22 protein-coding genes are annotated in these 23,882 nt (G+C 37.8%); 1 reads left to right on the forward strand and 21 read right to left on the reverse strand.

From position 1 onward, the window contains the following. Nucleotides 1-29: 29 nt before the first annotated feature. The 20 genes from ESV24_RS10320 to ESV24_RS10415 form a co-directional block, all read right to left on the reverse strand. Nucleotides 30-2,249, reverse strand: a complete 2,220-nt coding sequence (locus tag ESV24_RS10320; RefSeq protein WP_111816186.1) for a DUF349 domain-containing protein — start codon at nt 2,247-2,249, stop codon at nt 30-32. 102 nt (nt 2,250-2,351) lie between these two features. Beyond that, entirely contained in the window at nt 2,352-3,083 is a 732-nt protein-coding gene (locus tag ESV24_RS10325; protein ID WP_111816299.1) for a shikimate dehydrogenase family protein, read from the reverse strand. Then, nucleotides 3,076-4,098, reverse strand: coding sequence for a DUF368 domain-containing protein (locus tag ESV24_RS10330; RefSeq protein ID WP_111816187.1), 1,023 nt, complete (start codon nt 4,096-4,098; stop codon nt 3,076-3,078). The genes ESV24_RS10325 and ESV24_RS10330 overlap by 8 nt, the downstream gene beginning before the upstream one ends. Before the next feature lie 58 nt (nt 4,099-4,156). After that, on the reverse strand, nt 4,157-5,155 hold the full coding sequence (locus ESV24_RS10335) for a DUF368 domain-containing protein (RefSeq protein ID WP_111816188.1): 999 nt from the start codon (nt 5,153-5,155) through the stop codon (nt 4,157-4,159). Nucleotides 5,156-5,190: 35 nt separating this feature from the next. Continuing rightward, nucleotides 5,191-6,591: a tetratricopeptide repeat protein gene (locus tag ESV24_RS10340; RefSeq protein WP_111816189.1), complete on the reverse strand. Its 1,401-nt coding sequence runs from the start codon at nt 6,589-6,591 to the stop codon at nt 5,191-5,193. Between the two features lie 140 nt (nt 6,592-6,731). Further along, entirely contained in the window at nt 6,732-7,916 is a 1,185-nt protein-coding gene (locus tag ESV24_RS10345; RefSeq protein WP_111816190.1) for an aspartate aminotransferase family protein, read from the reverse strand. 88 nt (nt 7,917-8,004) lie between these two features. Beyond that, a complete protein-coding gene (locus ESV24_RS10350; protein WP_235004033.1) occupies nt 8,005-9,729 on the reverse strand; it encodes an OstA-like protein in 1,725 nt (574 codons plus the stop codon). Nucleotides 9,730-9,784: 55 nt separating this feature from the next. Then, nucleotides 9,785-11,059: an adenylosuccinate synthase gene (locus ESV24_RS10355; protein WP_111816191.1), complete on the reverse strand. Its 1,275-nt coding sequence runs from the start codon at nt 11,057-11,059 to the stop codon at nt 9,785-9,787. Nucleotides 11,060-11,065: 6 nt separating this feature from the next. Next, nucleotides 11,066-11,539 carry a Fur family transcriptional regulator gene (locus tag ESV24_RS10360; RefSeq protein ID WP_111816192.1) on the reverse strand — a complete coding sequence of 158 codons (474 nt, stop codon included), beginning with the start codon at nt 11,537-11,539 and terminating at the stop codon, nt 11,066-11,068. A 27-nt stretch (nt 11,540-11,566) separates the two neighbouring features. Beyond that, nucleotides 11,567-13,771 carry a RelA/SpoT family protein gene (locus tag ESV24_RS10365; protein WP_111816193.1) on the reverse strand — a complete coding sequence of 735 codons (2,205 nt, stop codon included), beginning with the start codon at nt 13,769-13,771 and terminating at the stop codon, nt 11,567-11,569. A 131-nt stretch (nt 13,772-13,902) separates the two neighbouring features. After that, entirely contained in the window at nt 13,903-14,259 is a 357-nt protein-coding gene (locus ESV24_RS10370) for a hypothetical protein (protein ID WP_111816194.1), read from the reverse strand. A 49-nt stretch (nt 14,260-14,308) separates the two neighbouring features. Beyond that, nucleotides 14,309-14,680: a helix-turn-helix domain-containing protein gene (locus ESV24_RS10375; RefSeq protein WP_111816195.1), complete on the reverse strand. Its 372-nt coding sequence runs from the start codon at nt 14,678-14,680 to the stop codon at nt 14,309-14,311. Nucleotides 14,681-14,854: 174 nt separating this feature from the next. Next, nucleotides 14,855-15,808 (reverse strand): calcium/sodium antiporter, encoded by a 954-nt coding sequence (locus ESV24_RS10380; protein ID WP_111816196.1) that lies wholly within the window; start codon nt 15,806-15,808, stop codon nt 14,855-14,857. 161 nt (nt 15,809-15,969) lie between these two features. Then, entirely contained in the window at nt 15,970-16,662 is a 693-nt protein-coding gene (locus ESV24_RS10385; protein ID WP_160110613.1) for a DUF2490 domain-containing protein, read from the reverse strand. Beyond that, a complete protein-coding gene (locus ESV24_RS10390; protein WP_111816198.1) occupies nt 16,652-17,236 on the reverse strand; it encodes a hypothetical protein in 585 nt (194 codons plus the stop codon). Before ESV24_RS10390 ends, ESV24_RS10385 begins: the two co-directional genes overlap by 11 nt. After that, nucleotides 17,229-17,726: a mechanosensitive ion channel domain-containing protein gene (locus tag ESV24_RS10395; protein WP_111816199.1), complete on the reverse strand. Its 498-nt coding sequence runs from the start codon at nt 17,724-17,726 to the stop codon at nt 17,229-17,231. The genes ESV24_RS10390 and ESV24_RS10395 overlap by 8 nt, the downstream gene beginning before the upstream one ends. Nucleotides 17,727-17,889: 163 nt before the next feature. After that, complete coding sequence (locus ESV24_RS10400; RefSeq protein ID WP_111816200.1) at nt 17,890-18,159, reverse strand: hypothetical protein; 270 nt, start codon at nt 18,157-18,159, stop codon at nt 17,890-17,892. A 2-nt stretch (nt 18,160-18,161) separates the two neighbouring features. Then, the gene (nhaA, locus tag ESV24_RS10405; protein WP_111816201.1) at nt 18,162-19,478 is read right to left on the reverse strand and encodes a Na+/H+ antiporter NhaA; all 1,317 of its coding nucleotides are present in this window, start codon (nt 19,476-19,478) and stop codon (nt 18,162-18,164) included. A 9-nt stretch (nt 19,479-19,487) separates the two neighbouring features. After that, nucleotides 19,488-20,147, reverse strand: coding sequence for a DUF2490 domain-containing protein (locus tag ESV24_RS10410; protein ID WP_111816301.1), 660 nt, complete (start codon nt 20,145-20,147; stop codon nt 19,488-19,490). 123 nt (nt 20,148-20,270) lie between these two features. Beyond that, a complete protein-coding gene (locus tag ESV24_RS10415) occupies nt 20,271-21,032 on the reverse strand; it encodes a carbonic anhydrase family protein (protein ID WP_111816302.1) in 762 nt (253 codons plus the stop codon). Between the two features lie 171 nt (nt 21,033-21,203). Between ESV24_RS10415 and ESV24_RS10420 the strand changes: the two genes are divergently transcribed. Next, entirely contained in the window at nt 21,204-21,878 is a 675-nt protein-coding gene (locus ESV24_RS10420; protein ID WP_111816202.1) for a TetR/AcrR family transcriptional regulator, read from the forward strand. Between the two features lie 274 nt (nt 21,879-22,152). Here the strand turns inward: ESV24_RS10420 and ESV24_RS10425 are convergent, their stop codons facing one another. Then, nucleotides 22,153-23,745 (reverse strand): M28 family peptidase, encoded by a 1,593-nt coding sequence (locus ESV24_RS10425; RefSeq protein ID WP_160110614.1) that lies wholly within the window; start codon nt 23,743-23,745, stop codon nt 22,153-22,155. Nucleotides 23,746-23,882: the final 137 nt, after the last annotated feature.

Raw genomic sequence — 23,882 nt, forward strand, 5'->3', positions numbered from 1 at the left:
GTACGGCCGTGCGTCTCTACTGCCCATTATTATTCCCGAGCTTCTTTAATTTTCGTCAGCTTGGCTTTCCAAACGTCAAGTTGTTCTTTATGGCGTGCAATGTTGTTATGCACTTCTTTTACCAAGGGATTGTTTTCGTCAACATGATGAAAAAAGCCTAAATTATTTTCCAGCTGACGGATTTCGTCTTTGGTTTCATCTATCTTTTTGGAAATAAAGAAATGCTCATTTTGCAACTTACGATCGTCTTCGCGGTTTACAAGTGCATTTAATTTATTATCGAATTTAATAAGTTCAGTTTCTTTTTTCCCCAAATCTAATTTACCGAAAAGTCCGTCCAAGGTTTTATTGAACTTCTGCTCAATGCTGCGCTTGTTGTATGGTACGCGACCTATTTCTTTCCATGCGGTAATTTGCTCCTTTATAGATTTTACGTCGGCTTTGTGGTCACCGGTCAACTCAAGAGAGGCAAGTTTTTCAAGCATTGCCTGCTTGGCTTCAAAGTGTACTACTTCTTCTTTATTAGCTTCATTTTTCTGGGCGTGAAGCCTATCAAAATAATGGTTGCAAGCCTTTTTAAATTGTTTCCAAATTTTGTCGCTATCCTTTCGTGGTACATGCCCAATATTTTTCCAATCGTTTTGGACTTTTTTCATCAATTGGGTTGTAGCATCAAAATCTTCGCTGTCCTTATTTTCCTCAGCAATTTTTATAAGCTCACGTTTCTTTTCAAGATTCGTGTACTGCTCTTTTTTCTGGTTCTTATAAAAACTATTTTTTTGATGGTTGAAGTTGCCCGTCGCATCTTTAAACGCTTTCCAAATTTCTTTGTTATTGGCTCTTGGAACTCTTCCAGTATTGAAAAAAGCATCACGAAGTTCCTGCGTTTTTTTGATAGCATTTTGCCAGCCTTGGTGACTTGGTTTAGCCTCTTCGGCGGCCTTTTTTATATCTTCAACAATTTGCTTTTTCTTTTCCAGATTATCATCAAAGTCTTTTTCCATCTCGGCCATTTGCCCTTGGCGCTTATCGTGGATTACCTTTGTAGCATCGCTGAACTTATCCCAAACCTCATCACGATATTCCTTTGCAACGGGACCAACGTCTTCTTTCCACATTTTATGAAGCATCTGTAATTCGCGGAAAGCTTTGTTAATGTCTTCTTCCTGACCCAACTCTTCGGCACGGGTAATGAGTTTTAGCTTGGCGTCAAGATTGTGTTTAAAATCTAAATCGCGGAACTCACGGTTTAAGTGAAGAAAATCGTAAAAATTCTCAACGTGGTGATGGTACGTATTCCAAACGGTATTGTATTTATCTCTAGGAATTGCACCGGCCAAATGCCATTTTTCCTGAATCTCCTTGAAATGCTTGTAAGTAGTATTTATATTTTCCTCTGCGCCCAAAAGGCCTTTCAGTTCCTCAATAAGTTCCCAGCGCTTGTCTAGGTTAGATTGTAGGTCTTTCTTAAGACTTTTATAATGATTGTTGCGCTTTTCCTTATAATCGAAATAAAGGGAGTTGAATTCTTTCTTCAGCGCAGTAGTATAGTGAAAGTCAATTATATTCCCGCCCTCGGCAAGAAACTCCTCTTTTTTGTGCTCTAATTCTTCGTTAAATTTACTATTGAATTCTGAACGGATTTCCTCAACATCGTGCTTTAACTCTTGTATTTTTTTTGTTTTCAGAAGGTTATCAAGGGCCGCAACCAATTCTTTTTCTGAAAGAGCGCTGTAATCTTTTTGTGCTTTCTCTTCGGAATCTTCCTCTTCTTCCTCGTCTTCAGAAGAAGCAACTTCTTCCTCGTCCTTTTCGTCTCCCGAACTCTCGTCTTTCGAACTCTCGTCCTTCGAAGTATTAAGTTTAAGAGGTGATAGATCGCTATCTGTAGCTTCTATCTTTTCATTGGAAGTAGCCTCAATAGATTCCTTCTCCTTAATAGCTTCCGTTTCGTCTAGCATTGCGTCTTCCACAACGGTTCCTTCCTCTGGATTTCCTTCGTCCTCCGTAGCTTCGCGTTCATGGCGTATAGGTTCAGGGCTAGATAGGTCTTCGGCTTTTAATGTGTCTTCCGAGTTTTCTTCCGAAACATTTTTTACTTCATCAATTTTTTCGGATTCAGCGTCGTTCTGATGGCTATCGTTTTCGATTTCATTCGAAGTTTCAGAAGCAGCGCTTGTTTCTTCAGCAGTTTCGTTTGTTGGAATTTCTTTTTCGTTTTCTTCCTGAGGCAATTTTTCGTCAGACATTTGTTTCAATGTTTAGGTTCGTTTTTCTTGGAGGGTCAATATACTAACAACTGCGCAATTGTCAAAGCACACAGCGGTTTTTTGAATTTTTTTATATCAATTTTATGAATTCCAGATTTCCCAAGCTTTCTCTGCCTGCAGCTCTAGCATCTTCAGTCCGTTAGCGGTTTGGGTGCCTTTCAGCTTTCCGCGTTTTAAGAATTCCGTTTCTGATGGATTGTAGATTAAATCGAAAAGCAAATGATGCTTTGTAAGATAATGGTAGGGAATTGGTGGGCAGGCTTCAATATTTGGAAAGGTGCCCAAGGGTGTGCAGTTTACAATGAGAAGATGGTTATTAATTATAGCTTGGTTCAATTCAGAATAAACGAAGCTGTTGGAATTACTTTTTCTGCTTACGAAATTGAAATTGAAACCCAAGTTACCCAAGGCATACGCAACAGCTTTTGATGCGCCACCCGTGCCTAAAATGAGCGCTGTTTTTTGTTGAAGCGGTAAAAAAATTTCAAGTGATTTTTGAAATCCGTAGTGATCGGTATTATAGCCTGTAAGTTTTCTTTCTTCGGAAATTTTAATGGTATTTACAGCGCCAATTTTTATAGCTTCGTTGTCCAGGTTGTCCAAGAGGGGAATAATTTCTTCTTTGTAGGGAATTGTTACGTTCAATCCTTTCAAATTTGATGTTTCAGAAATTACCTTTGGAAAATTTTCAAGAAAAGGGATGTCGAAATTTTCGTAGGAATGTGGTAAGTTTTCTCTTTCAAATTTTTCAGTAAAGTACTTTTTTGAAAAAGAATAATCAATGTTTTTTCCTATTAGTCCAAATTTAGACATGTTGTTTCTTTTTAAGATTGTCATACCAATCCAGGCTAAGTACAAGCAACGCCCCGATAATAATAAAAGCCACGGCAAGAATAGTTTCAGTATTAATTTCTGACGGAAAATATCTGGTATAACCGGTTATTATTTCTCTGCCTTTGGCGTCAAGTTGTATTTTTCCAAAGCTATCCCAAATATATTTTTCCTCTTTCCACGGCCAAACCACACCCAAAGAACCTGCAATAAAACCGATGATAACGGCATAAGCAGCTTTTTTGAAACGTTTTAAAACGTATGCCAAAAGATGTGAAAGTGAAACCAAGCCTACCACAGAACCTAAAGAGAATACCGCCAAGACCTCCAAAAGTTCAATATGCTGTGCATTATAAACCCAGCTGAAATCCCACCGAAAAATTGCCGCAAAGGTATCAAACAGCGCATTCACTGAATCTACCAAAAGCAGCACATAATTACCTAGAAGCATAAGAATAAACGACCCAGAAAGCCCAGGCAAAGTCATTCCCGAAACACTTATTATTCCACAGAGAAACACGAAGATCAGGTTGCTGTTTTCTTTGGCGGGTTCTAAAAAACTGATAGCCACGCCCGCCACCACTCCGCAGAGTAAATACGCCACGTACTTTCTGTTCCAATCGCCAAAATCCTTCGCAATAAAATAAATGGAGCCGATAATCATTCCGAAGAAAGCGCTCCAAACATAAAGCTCATAATGGGCAATCAGATAATCTAAAATCTTGGAAACGCTAAAGTAGCTTATAATCATTCCCAAAATTAAAAGGCTTAAAAACTGCCCGTTGGTATATCGATAAAAACTTCTAAAACGTCCACCAATAAGAAGTTTAAACGCTTTTCTATTTATTTTTTGGAGCGAATAAATAAATTCTTCATAAAAACCTGCTACAAAAGCCACAACACCTCCCGAAATCCCGGGCACTTTATTAGCCGCGCCCATACCAAGTCCCTTTAAGACTAGCCATGTTTTATCGTTGAAGGAGCGGTTTTCGTACACTTTTAGTATTGAGTATTGAGTATTGAGTAATGAGTATTGAGTATTGAGTGTTCGGTGATTAGTACTCGGACTGCTTACCGTCACTACTTACTGCTACTTTCTTTACGGCAATGCGTTCCAACAGGAAAATCGTTAGAAAGCCTATGGTGGCGAAAATTACAGCGTATAATATTTGTGGGTTACCATCATAATTTTGGGGCAGAATACTTCTTTCAATAAATGGAATCTGTTCGCCGGCGTGGTTCATTCTATATTGCAAAACCTCTTTCCATGGCCATATTTTGTTCAATGCGCCAATCATAAAGCCAGTAAGTACAGCGAGTATAAGATTTTTATGGTGCTTAAACATCCAATTTAATGCTCTTGAAAATACCTTTAACCCAATAATTGCCCCAACGGCAAATATTAAAAGCTTGGCAAGTGCGCCCAAGAAAAGTGCGCTGTTAAAAGTTGTGGCTCCTTCGCCTAGCTGGGTCACAATGCCAATAACGGTTGTGTATGCGCCTAAAAGCAAAAGAATGAATGCTCCCGAAATTCCCGGAAGAATCATTGCAATTATAGCTATAAAACCAGCTAAAAATAGAAACCAAGTACTATCTGGAGAGCCTACAGGGTCTGCAATTGTTATTAAATAGGAGAATATTGAAGCTATGAGCAAGGCCACCATTACCGCTAGCCTCCAATTGTTTATTTGTTTACCAACATAAACAATACTGGCGATTACCAACCCAAAGAAAAACGACCAAACCATAATTGGGTAAACATCCAAAAGCCAAGTAATTAGTTTCGCGAGTGAAATGATACTGATGAAAATTCCTGAAAAGAGCGCGAGCAGAAAACCCAGATTGTAATGTTTCCAAGCTTTCAAAAAACCTTCCTTTTTCCAAACTTTGAAGAAGCCAAAGTCAACATTGTATATGGTTTCTATTAGCTCTTCATAAATTCCGGAAATAAAGGCGATCGTTCCGCCAGAAACACCGGGAACTACATCTGCAGCGCCCATTGCGAGCCCTTTTGCGATAACAGTTAAGTATTGAAGAAAGTTTCTTTGAGGCATAGGTCTATTTTGCTATAACCCCAAAAATACAGAAATTAAAGCGAAGGATTTTTGTGTTGTTTGATTATTTCAACCACTGTTTCCATTTCATAGACTTGTGGAAATAACTCCTCAATTATCATCACATATTCAGCTTCAGATTTTAGTGCATTCTTAAGATGAAACGCTCCCTTGTCACTCTCTCCGAGGGTAAAATAAAGTCCGGAAAGACGGTATTCTAATTCGGCGTGCTCGGGATAAAACTCTAAAGCTTGATTGAAATTGTTTACGGCGGCTTCAAACTCGCCAAGATTGATTAAAATATCGCCGCGAGTTAACCATGATTCTATTTCATAATTGCCAAGTTCCAAAGCTTTTCTGAAGCCTACTTCTGCTTCCTCAAAAAGATTGAGCCTATTGTTTATTTTGGCATATCGCTTCCAGTAATGTACATTCTCACCGTCAATATTAATGGCTTTCTCAATGTAATAAAGTGCTTTTTGGAATTGTTTGCTTTTAATATAAAAATCGGTGATGGCTATCCACCCTTTATCTAGTAGTGAATCTTCCTCTACACATTTAGTGTAAAATTGAATTGCCATCTCGGCATTGCCCAATTTTTCGTAGCACTTTCCAATTCGCAATAAAGCATAGGAGGTTGGATCGTCCAAACCTAAAGTGATGGAGTAGCTCTCAATTGCTTCCGCAGGTCTTTTCAATTTTTCAAGCACTCTTCCTTTTTCAAGATATGCTCCTATAAAGCGATCGTCACTAATTATAGCAAAATCATAGGCTGCAAGTGCTTTTTTGTAGTCCTTAAGCTCGTAATACTGCTTGCCCACTTGGTGCCAAGCCACTTCACAATATGGGTTTTTATTAAGAAAATCATTCAAATAATCAATAGCCGCTTCGTATTCTTCAAGATACTCAAAGCAGTAAATGATGTTGTAAAGTGCAGAATAGTCCTCTTCATCTTCCTCCAAACACTTCATAAAATAATATTTGGCATTAACGTAATCTTCCATAAAAAGATACTCCATTCCCAATAAAGACAGCACATCCGCCTCGTCATCGGTTATTTCCAAAGCTTGTTCCAACAATGAGATTGCTTCTTTATGCTTATCGCGGCGGGAGAAGATATTTGCTTTTTGAATGTAGATTTCCTCGTTGCTCTGCTCTAATTGATGCAGTTCGTCCAAAAGCTCATCCGCAATGTCCAATTTATTTTCAAAAATAAACATTTCAATTTGGAAAAGTTTCAGATTGGTGGATGATGGATGTTGCTCCAATCCCAATTTGGTCGCCTTTTTGGCTAGAGCAATTTTTCCATTTTCGAGGTAGTGGTGCACTATCTCTTCAAATTCCTCTGAGTCGAAAAATAGAATGCTGTTAGTTTTCAGCATAGATTCGAATCTTTCCAGCGAGAAGTTATTATGCTCGTTTGAACTTAATTGCATACGCACGGTTTAACGGTTTCTTCTATTTTAAAGATAATAATGTAATGATAAGTTCAATAGTTATGCCGCCTTTATTGTTAACGGACTTATCAACAGAAAGATAATCTATAATTTCCTATTATTAAAGGGTTTGCAACGAATTAACGCTTTGTGAAACTAATTAATACTTCCTGCAACGTATTGCAACCTTCTGCAATTTCGTCATTGCTAATAGTTAATGGTGGCGTGATGCGGATTGCACGTCCTTCAAAAAGCAACCAAAAAAGAATCAAGCCGCGCTCTTTGCAGGCGAGGATTACTTCGGAAGCAATTTCGGGAGTTTCCATCATTGCAGCAAGCATCAAGCCTCTTCCGCGAACTTCCTTTATTAATGGATGTTTCAAAAGTTTTCTAAAAAGTTTTTCCTTCTGAAGTGTTTGTTGAATAATGTCAGTTTCTATCAATTCCTGAAGCGTTGCCAAAGCGGCAGACGCAATTACGGGATTTCCGCCAAAAGTGGTAATATGCCCTAATTTTGGATTGTCCTGAAGCAATGCCATAACGTCGTGTGAAGCTGTGAATGCGCCAATTGGCAAACCGCCGCCCATACCTTTTCCCATCACTAAAATATCTGGAACAATGTGGAAATGTTCAAAAGCGAAGAGTTTTCCAGTGCGTCCGAAGCCTGGTTGAATTTCATCCAATATCAAAAGTGCTCCGGTTTCGTCGCAGCGCTTTCGTACTTTTTTTAAATAATCATTTTCTGGCTGAATAAAGCCTGCGCCACCTTGAATGGTTTCTAAAATAATGGCTGCAGTTTCTGAAGTTATTTTTTGAAGATCTGCTTCGTTGTTGAATTTAATCGGGAAGCAATCTGGCACCAAAGGCTTGAAAGCATTTTTTCTATCTTCATATCCCATCACACTCATGGAGCCCATCGTGTTCCCGTGATAAGCGTTGTTTGCGTATAAAAGCTGGGTTCTTCCGGTTGAGCGGCGGGCGAGCTTTAATGAGCCTTCAATGGCTTCGGTACCGCTGTTAACTAAATATGTAGTGTTTAAATTCTTTGGTAAATTTTCAGCAAGCAATTTTGCAAGTTCAACTGCCGGTTCTTGAATATATTCGCCATAAACCATTACGTGCAAATATTTATCCACCTGATTTTTTATTGCTGAAACAACGCGTGGATGGCAATGGCCAAGCGTACAGGCCGAAACTCCAGCTACAAAATCGAGATGCTTTTTTCCTGAAGTGTCATAAATATAACTCCCTTTGGCGTGCGAAATTTCCAATGCCAAAGGATGGGGCGTTGTTTGAGCCTGATATTTGTAGAAATCGTTTTTCATTTTATTATTCCTTGGCGACTTCGCGCCTTTGCGTGTAAATTTTTCTCTCGCAAAGCCGCAAAGCTGCAAAGTTTTTAGGGTTCTATTTTTAGCCCCCTTCCGGGGTTGGGGGGCTTTCAGTTTCGGGTTTTGGGTCGTCCGGACGGTTTTGCAAATCTTTCGGACTTAGTTTTGATTCTTCGGGAAGTTGAATTTCATCTTCGGGAAGATCTTCAAAAAATTCGCCTTCGTCTTTCGGCAAAGGAATTCCAGTTATTTTCGGCAGTATGGGCGCCGGTTTTCCTTTAAATAAGTCTTCCACAGAATATAGGCGTTCTTCACCCCGCCATTGAAAACCAGGAAGTATCCTAGCATTCTCGGGAAGCATGGAAGGCGGATACACTTTTCCGTCGGCCTTTTTTATAAATCGAATTCCGGTAATTTGTTGCTCTTCTAAATACATTTGAATGGAACTGGAAACGGTATTGTTTATACCTACCAAGTCATCATTATCGTTTCGGGAATAATAAATTACCTGTGCATTTTTGTCGATATTAACAGTGTCCAGTTCATTATTGGTGAAGAGCCCAATAAGCCGTTCACCTTTTACTTGATTGAAACCCATACTATCTTTTTGCACCAAAAATGCATTGTTGAAAACTTTAAGGGTATCAAGTTTATCCGTAATCGTGTCTGAAAGGATATGTATAGTGTCGCCAATCATTTGGTTTTCGCCACTCCAAAGCACGGGATTTCGGAGTAATTTCGTGATTCCTCGCTTTTCGTTAACGTAAATCGAGTCACACTTTCCGCTAGTGGGATCGTCGCCCTCTTTTCCAGGTTTAAAAAGCCTTGCGCGATAAAATCCTTTTAAAATTCTGTCTTCTGGTTTTCCTGTTACTCGCAGCGTATCGGCATGTACATAAATAGAATCACCATCGCGAACGGTAATAGCAACTGCGCGTTTCGTAATAAAAACCGAATCTTTTTCACGAAAAACTTCAGCATAATGCCCACGAATCACACTTTTATTTATAGTGTCCAAAACCCTAATATTATTGGTGGCAGAAGCAAAACTTTTATTTCTGTCAAAATAGATGCTGTCGCCATAAAGCGTTCGGTTTTCGTAGTCTATTTTTGAATTTTTCACGAAATAACCAGTATCACCCCGCGTGTCGTAATAACCGCGTTCGCAGTATACCGTGCTGGTTTCGCTCACAATCGTGGAAGGTCCATAGAGATACGCAGCTCCCGTTTCCGAATAAAAATCGAGCTGGTTACTGTGTACGGTATATTTTGGGTTAACGATTTTTACATTCTGAAGAAATTGATATTTTTTAGTTTCGGCGAAATATCTTCCAGAGCGACTTGTCAAAACACTGGCTGTGTCCTGAACCGTCCCGCCAGTTCTGTAATAGGCCTGCTGCTTTATTCGGTCAAAATATAATGTATCTGTTTTGAGTGTAGTCTTGGGTTCTGTTAAAACCACATCGCCACTGGCAAAAGCAAATTGTGTATTTCCGTTGTATTCAGCGTATTTACTGTTCATAGAAACAGTATCGCCTTGCGATATTCGCACATCGCCGTACGCCTTTACAAAGTTACTTTTTAGATAAACGAATGCTTGGTCGCACCACATTTCAACACCTTCGTGAATAATGTAAACCTGTCCGGTTTCGTCTTTGGTATAAATAGCAGCATCTGGAAATTCAGGCCGTAATTCGAGATAGCCCGACTGTATATCGACCTTTTGTTTTTCTTGTGCGGTAAGTGTAGTTCCATATCCGAAGAGAAGAAAAAGAAGAAAAAAACTATATATCGAATTTATTTTCAAATGATATTTTATTGATTATTTCGATTTCAAAATTCTAATCCTTAATCCCTAATCCCTAATTGCGGTGAATAGTCTGTTTTCTGTCTGGACCTACGGAAACAATTTTAATAGGCACTTCCAGTTCCTTTTCCAAGAAATCAATATAATCGTTCAATGCTTGTGGCAATTGTGAAGCTTCGTTCATTTTGGTCAAATCTGCTTGCCAACCTTTCATTTCGGTGTAAATTGGAGTTACATTTTCGGCTTCAATATTATAAGGGAAATGGTGAATGGTTTTTCCTTTATAATTGTAAGCGGTGCAAACTTTCAGCGTATCGAAACCACTTAAAACGTCACCTTTCATCATAATTAATTGCGTAACGCCATTCACTTGAACTGCATAACGTAAAGCTACCAAATCTAACCAGCCACAACGTCTTGGACGTCCTGTGGTTGCTCCAAATTCATTACCTACGCGGCCCATAGTTTCGCCATCTTCATCAAAAAGTTCGGTAGGGAAGGGGCCACTGCCCACGCGGGTGGTGTATGCTTTAAAAATTCCGAAGACTTCTTTAATTTTTCCGGGTGCTATTCCTAAACCTGTGCAAGCTCCGGCGGCAGTAGTGTTTGAAGACGTTACGAAAGGATAGGTTCCAAAATCTATATCCAGCAATGAACCCTGTGCTCCTTCGGCAAGAACTGTTTTGCCGTCTTGCTGTGCTTGGTGCAAATATTCCTCACTATCAATAAAAGTAAGTGATTTCAATACTTCAACAGCTTTGAAGAATTCAGCTTCAAGGTCTGCCAAATCGTACTGTACATCCACATTGTAAAAGTCAATCATCGCTTCGTGCTTATCTGCCAAAGCGCGGTATTTATCCTGCCAGTTTTCCATTTCCAGATCGCCTACGCGTATTCCGTTGCGGCCTGTTTTGTCCATATATGTTGGTCCAATCCCTTTAAGTGTTGACCCTATTTTTGCTTTTCCTTTTGAAGCTTCGGAAGCTGCGTCTAGCAAGCGATGCGTTGGCAAAATAAGGTGCGCTTTACGCGAAATAAGTAGACTCTTTTTAAGGTCTAGATTGAACTTGGCAAGATTGTCCAGTTCTCTTTTAAAAATCACTGGATCAATTACAACCCCGTTGCCAACCAAGTTGATAGTACCATCGTGAAAAATTCCACTAGGGATGGTGTGCAGCACGTGTTTATGGCCATCAAATTCTAAGGTGTGCCCAGCATTTGGCCCGCCTTGAAAACGCGCAATTATATCATAGTTTTTTGTTAGGACATCAACAATTTTTCCTTTGCCTTCGTCGCCCCATTGTAGTCCAAGTAGTAAGTCTACTGCCATAATTTTCTATTGATTGTTCCCGTCATCGGTTGTGGCGGGTGTTTTTCTATTTCCGTAAAAATAGAGTGAATGGTTGGTTATTTCAATATTAAAAACCTCTTCAATGGTTTTTTTGATGTTGTGAATTCGCGGATCGCAAAACTCAATCACTTCGCCATCTGCAAGGATTACGTGATCGTGGTTACGATCAAAATATGATTTTTCATAATGTGCTTGGTTTTGCCCAAACTGATGTTTGCGAACCAAACCACATTCCAAAAGCAATTCAATAGTATTGTAAAGCGTAGCACGGCTTACGCGGTAATTTTTATTCTTCATATTTATGTACAAGGACTCAATGTCAAAATGGTCATCGTGATCATAAATTTCCTGAAGAATTGCGTAGCGTTCAGGCGTTTTGCGGTGTCCTTTTTGTTCAAGAAAACCCGTAAAAACGTTCTTTACAATTGCCTGATTGGTTATATCTGTTTTTGAACTCATAATTAAGTGGGCAAAGTTACTCAAATTTTACACTCTAGTAACTTTATCAATTCCGTTTATTTTTTTGATGTTGTCCACAAGGTTGGTTAAAATGGTTTTGTTTTTTACAACCACAATGATTTTACCTGTAAAAACCCCATCATTACTATCAAAGTGAACGCTCTTCATATCTATATGAAGATTGTTTGAGATTACTTTTGTTACCTCGTTTACCAAACCGATAGTGTCAATACCAGAAATTGTCAACACAGCTTTAAATTCGCGTTGAGTACTGTCAATCCACTTGGCGGGCATAATGCGGTAACTGTAATTGCTTTGAAGCTGCAGCGCGTTCGGACAGTTGGTTTTATGAACTTTGATGCCTTCATTTACTGTTACAAAACCGAAAACATCATCACCCGGAATGGGGTTGCAACAGTTTGCCATTTTATAATCCAGTTTGTCTTCGTTTTTGCCAAAAACAAGCTGGTCAAACTTTTCGGTTATTTCTTCTTTATTTACATCTTCCGGTTTGTCTGGCTTTCTGATTCTGTTTTTGAAGAAACTGATAAAAGCATTGCTTCGCGAAGCAGCAAAATCTTTCAGTTTTGGATTGTCTATAATTCCTGCACCCACGCGATAGTACAAATCAAGGCTGGTTTTCACTTTAAAGAAAACTACTAATTGATTGAGCGTATTCTCGTCTAGGTTCAATTTTAAAGACTTCAATTTTCTAGCTAAAACTACTTTTCCTTCTTCGGCAAGTTGTTTCTTTTCGTCTTTTAAGGAAGATTTAATTTTTGACCTTGCACGTCCGGTTGTAGCGTAGTTTAACCAGTTGGCAGTGGGTTTGGCATTTTCAGAAGTTATTATTTCCACTTGGTCGCCACTTTTCAGTTCGTGGCTTAAAGGAACCAACTTCCCATTAACTTTCGTGCCGCGAGTGTGCATACCTATTTCAGTATGGATATGAAAAGAGAAATCTAACGCAGTTGCGCCTTTGGGAAGCGAGTACAAATCGCCTTTTGGAGTGAATACAAAAATTTCTTTGGCATAAAGATTCAGCTTGAATTCTTCCACAAAATCTACCGCACTAATCTCTGAATTTTCCAGCGTGTCCTGCAGTTTGTCTAGCCAGTTTTCAAGTCCGCCGTCGTCCTTTTCTTTGTTTTTGTATTTGTAATGTGCTGCGAAACCCTTTTCAGCAATCTCATTCATGCGCTCGCTGCGAATCTGTACTTCTACCCAACGGCCTTTTGGCCCCATAACCGTAATGTGTAAAGCTTCATAACCAGTTGATTTGGGTGAAGAAATCCAATCGCGCAAACGGATAGGGTTTGGGCGAAAATGATCTGTAACAATAGAATAAATTTTCCAGGCGAAGAATTTTTCGTTTTCTGGTTTGCTCTTATAAATAATCCGTACTGCGAACTTGTCATAAACCTCATCGAAGCTTACGTTCTGCGCCAGCATTTTTCTTCTTATGGAAAAGATGGATTTTGGGCGGCCTTTTATTTCGTAATTCAAATCTTCGGCATCCAAGGAATCTTTTATCACTTTCGTAAAAGCATCAATATAGGCGTCCTGTTCTTCTTTGCTTTCTTTTATATGGCTTAAAATATCTGCGTAAACTTCTGGTTCGGTAAACTTTAAACCTAGATCTTCCAAATCACTTTTTATATTATAAAGTCCTATGCGGTGGGCGAGGGGTGCATAGATGTAAAGTGTTTCCGAAGCAATTTTCCGCTGCTTGTCTGGCGGCATGCTGTCCATTGTTTGCATATTGTGCAAACGATCAGCGATTTTTATGATAATTACGCGAATGTCTTCATTCAGCGTGAGTAACATTTTTCGGAAATTTTCGGCTTGCATGGAAACATCTTCAGACATGGAGATGTGTGCGATCTTTGTTAAGCCGTCCACGATGCGCGCTACGGCGGTACCGAACAACCGTTCAATATCTTCTAAACTGTATTCTGTATCCTCAACCACATCGTGCAGAAGGGCGGCGGCTATGCTCGTGGCATCCAATCCGATTTCGGCGGCAACAATTTTTGCGACCGCGATTGGGTGAAAAATATAGGCTTCGCCACTTTTGCGGCGTTGCTCTTTATGGGCATCTACGGCAAGGTCAAAGGCACTGCGAATCAGTTTTTTATCGTCCCTGGTAAGGGTGCGGTAACTAATCTTCAGCAACTGTTTGTACTGCTTTGCGAGCTCTTTCTTTTCTTCTTCTATAGCGGCTTCTGTCATAACCTAAAAGTACAGATAAGTAATTTAATTGGCAAGAAAATTAATGCAGCGGACGGTATGCAGTTTAAGGTAAAAAGAAAAACGGAAGCGAAAATTGCAGCAAGTTGAAATTAAAGTTGAGAGGTTTTTTTTTAGCTCAGCTCTTCGTTGTCCAAAGCAGTATTCTTCGCTAAAAGTTTATTGGAAACTTTATAGGTCGCGGAATAAGAAAGTCCGGGTTGACGCGATTTAAAAGTCAAAAATGCTTTTTTATACCATTTTGGGTCCGTGGCTTTCTTTTTAAAATCTTCGTGGGCGGCAACCTCGGAAACTTCTCCGTTTTGCCATGTTTCAATTTTATAAACTCCAATCCCGAAATGTTCAACGCGTTGAAGAACGATTTCGAAATCCTGCTCAGAAAAATATTGAATGGTCTCTTTGTCGGATCCATCATTCAAGTTTTTCAAATCAGTAAATATATTTTTTTCTAAGAATTCTGTTTGTTCCATAGTTGTGGGTAACGGGATTAGTATTCATGGGATACTTTGGTATCCTTTATTATTTTTTTGAAAGCTGATAGTTATTGACAAGAACCGATGCGGAAATCTGAAGTATTCGTTCCAGTTCCCTAATCATATCTACAGTCAATCTCTTCTTTCTATTTAGGATTTCTGACACTCGACTTTTTCCACCTACTATTCCGACCAAGTTCTTTTGGCGCATATTTAGTTCCTCCATTCTTATTTTTATTGCCTCGATCGGGTCAGGTGCTTCAATTGGATAATGTTCGTTTTCGTAATTTTCAATCAGCAATGATAGGATTTCTGCCTCACCGCCATCTTTTGTATCAACCGGAGCATCAAAAATTATTTCAAGACGTTCAAGTGTATTTCGGTAATCCTTTTCAGATTTAATCGGTTTTAATTCCATAACAGTTCATTTAAATCAACTTTATTGGGATTATCCCGTCAGCACGGTTGGCCACGCCCAAGTTTTCGCATTATTATTATGCGTAGTTTCCAAATATACAAATTTATCTTTTCAGGGTAGTGCGCTCTGCGACGTTGGTGTTGAAATCTGGCGGCTCCTGTAATTAATTGTTTTTTAAATTTCTTTAAATACTAAATAGCCAGTATAAATTAAATAAAAGCTAAATAACAGTAAGGCTTCCCATCGGTCCAGTTTTTTTCTTTTTCCTATAAACATGGAAATTATTAGAAATATAGTTCCTCCAATTAGTATTGCGAAGTCTTGGTTAAAGTTCTGATTGTATGCTATCGGATTTATAAATGAACTAACTGAAACAATCAGCAGTATATTAAATATGTTTGAGCCTATAACATTACCTATGGCAATATCACTATTTCTTTTAACGGCGGCGACTATTGAAGTTACTAATTCGGGCAATGAAGTGCCGGCGGCAATTATGGTTAGACCAATTATTTTTTGACTGGTTCCCAATTCGGTGGCTACTGCTATGGCGTTGTCAACCACCAAAGTTCCACCTACTACAAGACCTGCAAAACCAATTAAAATTAAGCCCCAAATTTTTGTATTAGATTTGTTTACCTGCACAACAACATCGGTATTATCCATTTTTAACTGTCTAAACATATAATACAAAAAGCCTGCAAAAAGTACCAGTAAAATAAGCCCGTCTAGTCTTGATATTTCAGAATCTCCATCCATGAAGAAATTATTTGCTAGCACCATTAAAGCGATAGTAATTATAAGCGAGACGGGAATTTCTTTCCAAGCTGTGGAAGACTGAACGGTTATTGGGTAAATTAAACCTGCTAATCCCAATATTATAAATAAGTTGAAGTTGTTACTGCCTATTACGTTTGCCAAAACAATATCTGAAAGACCGTCTGCTGAAGCGATGGAGTTTACAACCAACTCAGGGGCAGAAGTTCCAAAGGCAACAATAGTTAAGCCTATTACTAAATCTGGAATATTATACTTTTTCGCTAATGAGGTAGCGCCATCCACTAGCCAATTAGCGCCAAATATTAAGCCTGCAAATCCAAGAACTATTAAAAGCAGTGATACAATCATACTATTTTTCTTTTGAAAGCCCCGAAGATATGTATTAATCTAATTGCGGTAACATAAGGAAATAAATAATTAAATACTTCTCAGCTACCCATTCAAGTAAGCAAGCAAGGCTTTAAATTGCTGCGTTTTGATTCTCTGAAAAGATTTTTCTTCTGAGAAGGTTATATTTCTAAAAACCAATTTATACTCGTCCAAAAACTATGGCGGGTAGTATTGTCCAGAAATGAATTAACCCTATAGCCCATACCCACCTCTATTTTATCATTATTTTTCAAATTATATCCTAATAGTGGAACAAGTCGTATTTCAAGGTCATAGTCTGAATCCTGCCAACTGTTAAGATATTCGTTATTAAATTTAAAATAGAATTCCTGTGGGTCCACTGATTCTCCATTTAATGGGATTTCTGAAGCAATGCGATATCTTAATCTAAATTCTGGTTTTTCTTCTTTGGAAAACGTTTGATCTGTTGAGAAACGGTGTACCAACCTAAGAGCACTCAATCTTTGCACTACAGTATATTGCTGAATAAATCTATGAAATAACTTTTCTTCTCGAAGCCTAATAAGATAACCACCAGCAACACGAGAATTCAAACCAACTTTTTTGGCGGTAATCATTGAAATGTCAGTGAGAATGTAGTTATACTGGCTTTCAGTACTGCCGTTGAATTCTCCTGATTGTAAAAGTTGGCGTGACTCTATTTTTGAGATGAGCGACCAGTCATTTTCTAATTTATAATTTAAATTTATGGATGGCAACAGCCCAAACTGATAGGTGCTTTGGGCCGATGCACTATTTAAAAATTGAATGAACACAATAAAAGTGGCTATATGAAATTTATTAATATTCAAGATGATAGCTGGGTTTAAATATTATTTGGGATGCCAAAACGAAGTGTCCTTTATCTGTGAAAAGGTATTCAAATAATTCAGTGCTTTTTTCGGAACGGCACTTGACTATTATTTCATATTTAACGGTCAAATCTTCAGTTGGTTTTCCAGATAATAATTTTAAAAACAACGGTATTTGATTTCCTGTATATTGTATTTGGATTTTGTTAATTCTGTGCTTAATACAATCTTTTTGCAGTCTTGTGCCTATTGAATTTTTAAGTGGTGTTGTTAATTCATCCCATTTTATTTCAATTTCAACATCTTCAATATTTCCGAGTGCATCAAATTCAACGCTGTGTTTTTTTCTGTTTCTTTTAAATTTGGCTTCGATACTTTTCCTTTCCAGCCCTTCTTCCAAATACCATTTTACTTTATTCTTCAATTTTAAAGAATCTATAAAATTTAAAGCATTCATCGGAACATCACTTTGTGCTAAACGACTTTCCTTTTCAAACTTTTGTTGAGCGAATAAACTATTGGAAAAATTTCCAAGAATGAAAATTGCAACAACTGCTAAAATGGACTTAATCATTTATTTTCTTTTTTATCATTTTTTGAATAAAAACGTTGCTGGGTATTGTTATTTGCTCTCCTTCCTTCGTTTTAAGGATAATGAAAAAAATACCAATATCGCTCACCCTTCCTTCGGTTTCGTAGTCCTTATCAATTATGGTAATTGTATCATCCAATTTTACAGGATGATTGAAAAATATTATGATACTGGAAGTTATATTGGAAAGGATTGACCATTGGGCAAACAAGGCTATCCCTAAAACAGTTAATAACGACCCTATAAAAACACCTAATTCTGATTGGTCAACTCCCCAAATTATTAAGATTATTATTAAACAAACTAAAATGTTGATCAGGTTGATGACTTTCTTTATGATTTTGCCTCTTACCTTTTTCAACAAATTGTTTGATACAGTTTTATTTACCAATTTGGACGTAATAAAAAGCGTTAAAGCAAATGCCGCTAAGACTACAACCGTTTCAATAATTTTTAACTGGACACTATCCATTATTATAGTTTTATGATAGATATTCTCAAACTTTGCTGGAGATTCAGCGATTAAAAAATGAAATTTTTTTCTGAACCGTTCATAGCATTCTTTTGGGATTCATTTTTATTTTTAAAATCGAAATCCCAAAACTCCGTCTTAGAATCGATACCAGAATTTACTGTCACTTATATTTGTTCAAAATAGAATCAAGGTTTGATGACGTTTTTTCCACTATTGAGTCTAGTTTTTTAATCTTTAGGTCTTCCAGATTAATTATTGAATCGAGTTTTATAACCTTATCCATTTCAGTGTTAATTACTGAATCTAGCTGGTTCGCTTTGTTAGTAAGATTGTTTAACTGGCTTTCTACAGCGCTGATGCCATTTTCACAAGAGGTTAAGAATGCCACTAACACAATAACTAAAACGATGAGCAATTTATATTTTTGCATAGCTATATTTTTTGGGTGTTTGTATTTTTTTTCGATGTTCGGGCTAGTATTAAATAACCTATAACACCAGAAATTAATGAGCCAATAAGAATGCCTATTTTGGCTGAGTCTAAATATTCCGGCCTGTTTGCAAAGGCAAGACTGGCTATAAAAATGGCCATAGTGAAGCCTACTCCAGCTATAAAGGAAACTCCTACAATATGCTTCATATTAATTTCCTTGGGCATAGTGATTAACTTTAGTTTTTTCGCCAAAAAGACCAAGCTCGTAATGCCAATACTGTTTCCAGCAACCAAACAGATGATGATGGTTATAATGAGAGATTGGTCTAGCGGGATATCTGTATTAAGTACCACTCCGGCATTTGCCAATGCAAAAAGCGGAATTATAAAATAGGCTACCCAATCGTGAAGACGGTGCTCTAAATGCTGCAGTGGCGATTGGTATTTTGTCGTCCAATCTTCAAGATTGTCTATTGCCTCAATTTGTACTTCAGAAAGCACGGGTTTCGTTTTTTCTGGGTTGATTTTTATCTTTTCTGAAATATAGTTTAACGAACCAATAAAAGTTTCTGTATTTATTTTCTGCCGCAAGGGCACCGAAAACGCCAAAAGGAGTCCCGCAATTGTAGGATGTATTCCGCTTTTCAAGAATAAGAACCATACTACAGCGCCTACTAGCACCAATAAAAATTTTGAGTAAATACCTTTATACGATAAAAAATAAAGCACCGCCAATAGTACCAAAGCAAAAAGTAGCATCATTATTTGTATGTTTCCGCTGTAAAAAATGGCGATGATTAGCACCGCACCCATATCGTCTATAATGGCGAATGCGGTAAGAAAAATTTTGAGCGCCATAGGCACCTTATCTCCCAGTAATTTTAGTATTGCTAAAGCAAAGGCAATATCAGTAGCCATTGGTACGCCCCAGCCACGTGCAGTGTCAGGGTTTTGGTTTATGAGTATAAAGAAAAGCACAGGAAGCACCATTCCGCCCAAGGCGCCCACCAAAGGAAAAACCATTTTCTTTGTAGAATTGAGTTCGCCTACCAAAAACTCACGCTTTATTTCCAGACCAATTACAAAAAAGAAGATGGCCATCAATAAATCATTTATCCAAAGCAATAGCGGTTTGTAAAGTTCAAAACCCGTAAAGCTGAAACCTACCTTTGAGTTCCATAGCGAAACGTAGCTATCGGAAAATGGCGAGTTTGCCCAGATAAGCGCAATAACCGTGGCTAGCATCAGCAAAATACCGCTGAAACTTTCAATTTTGGTGAATTTTTGAAAAGGACTTAAAATTTTACTGGTTGGCATAGGGGTGTTTTAGAAATTGAAAAAAGTAATAAGGTTCAACTGATCCCTATTTTTACCTCCGGCTAGAAACTGGTTCATATAGCCAATTTCAAACTTTAATGATTTGTTCAGTTTATAACCCAAGCCCGAGTATAGTCTGTTTCTGTCAAAAACATTGTTCTCTGTATTTAGGAAAATTTCGTTGTAGGCCGAAAAATATATTGTTTTGTCAATTATTTCAGCATTGTTTAAAGGCACGTTTAGACCTAAAAAATAACGAAAGCGGAGTTTAAAATCAGCTTCCACAAAACGTTGCTCAAAGCGATATCTGTGCTGAACACCAACGCGGTTTATTTGTTGTCTGGTAATAAATTGTTGGTAAATTCTATGCTCGTTTACCGAGTTTTTATCGTCTGTTGTACCAATGTAGTTTTCGCTTAAAATATAGCCGTAACCTAGCAGTAAATTGTTGTTGTTTTCGGTAAGATTATAGCCTAGGCCTGTGCGAAGCAATAGTTGTTCAAGATCGCCAATGGCGTTATAGTTTCTGTATTGAACTTCGTGATGCAAGTTCCATTTATTGTCAATTTTTTTATTTCCGAAATAAATAATCCAGTTTCCGAAGTTACTGTCTTGGCCAATCGCCAAAAACGGCAAAAGCAAAGCCAATAATAAAAAGTGTTTCTTCATTTTATTTTTTTGTAAAGTTTTTTGATACTTAAATTTGGGACAAAAAAAAAGAGTGGCCAATAATGCTAAAAAAACAAACTAATCTAAATCAATGCATTTTTTTTGACCACTCTTTATAATGTGTTATTCAAAAAAGGTTACTTTTCCAGTAGACAGGTCATAAGTTGCCCCAACAATTTTAATTTCGCCCTTTTCTTGCATTTCTGCCAATACCGGGCTTTGTGCAAGTGTTTTTTCAATATTTAGAAGTACGTTTTTATTAGAAACCGCTTCTACAAAATCGTCATTTTTTGAATTTCTGATCGCTTTGTCTTGTGGTTCTTCCACAGCTTTTACTGCAGGTTTTATATTTTCAAGCATAGCTGTTAAGTTTCCAAGTTCAGCGTTATCAATGGCGCCTTTCACCGCGCCACAGTATTTGTGACCCAGAATGACTACAAGTTTGGCTCCAGCTACCTTGGTTGCAAATTCCATGCTTCCCAGTAAATCTTCGTTTACAAAATTTCCTGCTACACGGCCTACAAATACGTCGCCAATGCCTTGGTCAAATAAATCTTCAACGGGTACGCGGCTGTCTACACAGCTTAATACAATTGCTTTCGGGTATTGAGCCAATGCGGTTTTTCGTATTTGCTCCCCGTGATTACGATTTGTAGTTTTTTGGTTAACGAAGCGTTCGTTACCAGCCTTAAAATCATCAATAACCATTTGTGGCGTAAGGTTTTCTTGGTCTTCCTTTGTCATAACATCCGTAACGGCTTGTGGCTCTTCAATTGTTTGTTGTACGATTGCTGTATCTTCTGCTCTTTTAGACTCTTCCTTACAAGAAAATAGTAACGAGGTGCTGATTAAAAGTGTTACAGCGAGTGGAAATGTAGTTTTCATTGTTTTCATTTTATGGGTTTTAGTGTTTGTTTTATATTTAATATGGGTCAAATATAAAAATACTTTTTTAAATAATAGTATAACTATCATAATAAATAGTAAAAATATTATGTTTCGATGTTTGGCTATCATTTTAAATTGGTTAGCTTTGTTTTTTGAAACAGCAGGTATATGGCAATTGAAATTAAAATTTCTCTTAATGAAGGGATTTATTTGAGAGATCCACAAGATTCCGCATTGGGACGAAACATAATAAAGCACAGTATTTTGCTTATTGAAGATATTGGTTTTGAATCTTTTAACTTTAAGAAGTTAGCTCAAGAAATGAAGTCTACCGAAGCTTCCATCTATCGTTATTTTGAAAATAAGCACTTACTACTTATCTATTTAGTTTCGTGGTATTGGGAGTGGGTTGCCTATCTTATTAAGATAAATACATTGAATATAGACGACCCAAAGAGAAAGCTTGAAATAATAATCAATTCCTTTGTTTCTGCCTCGGCAGACAACCCTACCACTGATTATGTGGACGAAAGCAAGCTCCACAGTGTTATTATATCCGAAGGGCTCAAAGTTTACCATACAAAAGAAGTTGACGAGGAGAACGGCAAGGGTTTTTTTAAAAATTATAAGGAATTAATAACAATGGTTGCGGGAGTGATCACAGAAATTAATCCTTCATTTGAATATCCGTATGCTTTGGCCAGCAACTTATTTGAAATGTCTAACGACCACATTTATTTCGCCAAACATTTACCGAGGCTCACAGATATAAAAGTGGGAGAGAACAAGTATTCCGAAGTAGAAAAAATGTTGAATTATTTCGCAACAAATTTATTGCGCTAAGAAATGTAATTCCAAATATTTCGATATTTTACAAGTTGTGCGTACGTATTTTTTATAGGAATGTTTTCTTCGTAATGCATAAAGATGGTTGAGAATATCAGAATTTGCAGATAGCGAAGAAGTTTTAAAGAATACGGTAACAGGATTTGAGATTGCTAAAAAAGAAGATTTCCAGTCTTTAGTTCTTTTAATTAGCTGTAGCTATAATTATAAAAAAGTCTTCTTCTACAGTTATACAGAAGAAGACTTTTGGCTTTTATCTTCGAATTACGAATCAATCCGCAATAATAAAACCAAGGGATTTTGTGGCATTTTCAGATTTCAGCTTAAGTATATAAGAGCCCTTAGCTAAATGCTGTAGATTGATTTCGGAATCGCTAGTCCCTGCTGAAAATTTTAGAACATCTTGATACACGCGTTTTCCAGTTAAGTCATAAACTTCGACATGTGAGGTAAACCCAGATTTAGCGTTCTCAACCCGTAACGACAAGAGTCCATTTGAAGGATTGGGAAATATAAATATTTTTGCCACAAACTGCGGATCGTATTCGCCAACACTCAGCCAAATAGATAAATCAGCTTCGTCAGAACCTGCACTAATGGGTACGGCTAGTTCGGCGGCTGTAGCCAAAATTGTTTTAACAACATCCCTCATAAATTCAAAATTGAGTGTATTACTGGTATCGCCAGAAGTATGATAATTAAGGTTTCTAAAATCGGCAGTATCTGTAAGCATCAACGCCTGTAAACCTGCATCCCAAAAAGCAGCATGATCACTTCTACGAAGATCTGGGGTCACTTCACCATTACCAGGTACAGAGACAGTAAGAACCCTTAATTCCGAAACATACGTTTCAGAAGCACTTACAAAAGCTGCTAATAAAGGATCTGATGTGGTGTTGCCACATCCAAACAGAAAATTACCTCGAAACTCATCATCTTCAACCGCTTGGGCAACATCTGGAAATAGCGTGCCGAAACCTACAGGCAAACTTTGCGAATTTATTTCATCAGAATAAAAACCAATCATCTCCATATTTAAAGTTCCCTGTAAATCTTCAAAAGGTTTAATGCCATCGGAAATGTACTTATCGCTACCGCTGGCCGAAAAACTTTCTTCAGCATCAAAACCAATAAAACGAATGGAATGTTCAAAGGAATATTGCGACAATATGCGCAATGCTTCAAGTGTTCCTACTACTGCCGAGCCGTTGTCGTCTGCCGCTGGACTGCCAGAAACCCCATCAAAATGTCCGTCGATGACATAGGTAGTGGCTTCATCTTTAGCACCAGGTTGGCGACCCAGGATATTCTGCATCGTCGTACCTCCCGTACCAGAAACTACAAAATCTTGGCGTTCGGTTTGAAGATTTGCATCCGTAAAAGCATCTTCAATAAATGTGCGTACTTCTTCCAGATGGACAGGAGCCGTTAAATAATGCCGCTCACCTTCAATAAATTGTAAGTCGCTCAATAACCTTGCTTCATCTACTTGACTGACCATTTCGGCAATATCAACTGCTTGGTTATCTGAGGCAAATAGTTTGATATCTACATCTCTAATTCCTACAGTTAGGTCTGAATAATCCCAAGTTAGAGAAAGTGTTGGATCAGGATTTATACCTGTACCGATATCTCCAGTAATGTTAGCTTGTGGTATTGTTTCAAAATAGATCCCATCATCTAAGGAAATTTTTAGCCACACTTCACATATATCACTTTCAGCATCGCTTAAAGAATAATTAACGGTAAGGGTTTTTGCAGTTTCATCTTCCGTTAAATCGGTAATTTCAATTTGTGGTGGGGTGTTTTGACCAAGGCACACTAAAGAGAAAAGACATAAAATAAATGTTAGATTTTTTTTCATTTTGTTAAATCGAAGCCTTTTTATGCGAGTATCACATCTATTATTGTTGTTAAATTCGAATGGTCCAACGTGAATTGTAAAATAGTTTTCGGCTGTTTTTACTCCGGAATGGATAAAGTTGAATTGTCCCATAATGA

This window comes from Aequorivita lipolytica, assembly GCF_007997135.1.
GTDB classification, from domain to species: domain Bacteria; phylum Bacteroidota; class Bacteroidia; order Flavobacteriales; family Flavobacteriaceae; genus Aequorivita; species Aequorivita lipolytica.

Excerpts from the sequence above, each read along its gene's own strand:
- ESV24_RS10425 (WP_160110614.1), bottom strand. The coding sequence starts at position 23,745 with ATGAAAAAAAATCTAACATTTATTTTATGTCTTTTCTCTTTAGTGTGC.
- ESV24_RS10380 (WP_111816196.1), bottom strand. The coding sequence starts at position 15,808 with ATGATTGTATCACTGCTTTTAATAGTTCTTGGATTTGCAGGCTTAATA.
- nhaA (WP_111816201.1), bottom strand. The coding sequence starts at position 19,478 with ATGCCAACCAGTAAAATTTTAAGTCCTTTTCAAAAATTCACCAAAATT.
- ESV24_RS10360 (WP_111816192.1), bottom strand. The coding sequence starts at position 11,539 with ATGAGTTCAAAAACAGATATAACCAATCAGGCAATTGTAAAGAACGTT.
- ESV24_RS10400 (WP_111816200.1), bottom strand. The coding sequence starts at position 18,159 with ATGCAAAAATATAAATTGCTCATCGTTTTAGTTATTGTGTTAGTGGCA.
- ESV24_RS10395 (WP_111816199.1), bottom strand. The coding sequence starts at position 17,726 with ATGGATAGTGTCCAGTTAAAAATTATTGAAACGGTTGTAGTCTTAGCG.
- ESV24_RS10370 (WP_111816194.1), bottom strand. The coding sequence starts at position 14,259 with ATGGAACAAACAGAATTCTTAGAAAAAAATATATTTACTGATTTGAAA.
- ESV24_RS10420 (WP_111816202.1), top strand. The coding sequence starts at position 21,204 with ATGGCAATTGAAATTAAAATTTCTCTTAATGAAGGGATTTATTTGAGA.
- ESV24_RS10335 (WP_111816188.1), bottom strand. The coding sequence starts at position 5,155 with ATGCCTCAAAGAAACTTTCTTCAATACTTAACTGTTATCGCAAAAGGG.
- ESV24_RS10340 (WP_111816189.1), bottom strand. The coding sequence starts at position 6,591 with ATGCAATTAAGTTCAAACGAGCATAATAACTTCTCGCTGGAAAGATTC.
- ESV24_RS10415 (WP_111816302.1), bottom strand. The coding sequence starts at position 21,032 with ATGAAAACTACATTTCCACTCGCTGTAACACTTTTAATCAGCACCTCG.
- ESV24_RS10325 (WP_111816299.1), bottom strand. The coding sequence starts at position 3,083 with ATGTCTAAATTTGGACTAATAGGAAAAAACATTGATTATTCTTTTTCA.
- ESV24_RS10320 (WP_111816186.1), bottom strand. The coding sequence starts at position 2,249 with ATGTCTGACGAAAAATTGCCTCAGGAAGAAAACGAAAAAGAAATTCCA.
- ESV24_RS10365 (WP_111816193.1), bottom strand. The coding sequence starts at position 13,771 with ATGACAGAAGCCGCTATAGAAGAAGAAAAGAAAGAGCTCGCAAAGCAG.
- ESV24_RS10355 (WP_111816191.1), bottom strand. The coding sequence starts at position 11,059 with ATGGCAGTAGACTTACTACTTGGACTACAATGGGGCGACGAAGGCAAA.
- ESV24_RS10345 (WP_111816190.1), bottom strand. The coding sequence starts at position 7,916 with ATGAAAAACGATTTCTACAAATATCAGGCTCAAACAACGCCCCATCCT.
- ESV24_RS10375 (WP_111816195.1), bottom strand. The coding sequence starts at position 14,680 with ATGGAATTAAAACCGATTAAATCTGAAAAGGATTACCGAAATACACTT.
- ESV24_RS10410 (WP_111816301.1), bottom strand. The coding sequence starts at position 20,147 with ATGAAGAAACACTTTTTATTATTGGCTTTGCTTTTGCCGTTTTTGGCG.
- ESV24_RS10390 (WP_111816198.1), bottom strand. The coding sequence starts at position 17,236 with ATGATTAAGTCCATTTTAGCAGTTGTTGCAATTTTCATTCTTGGAAAT.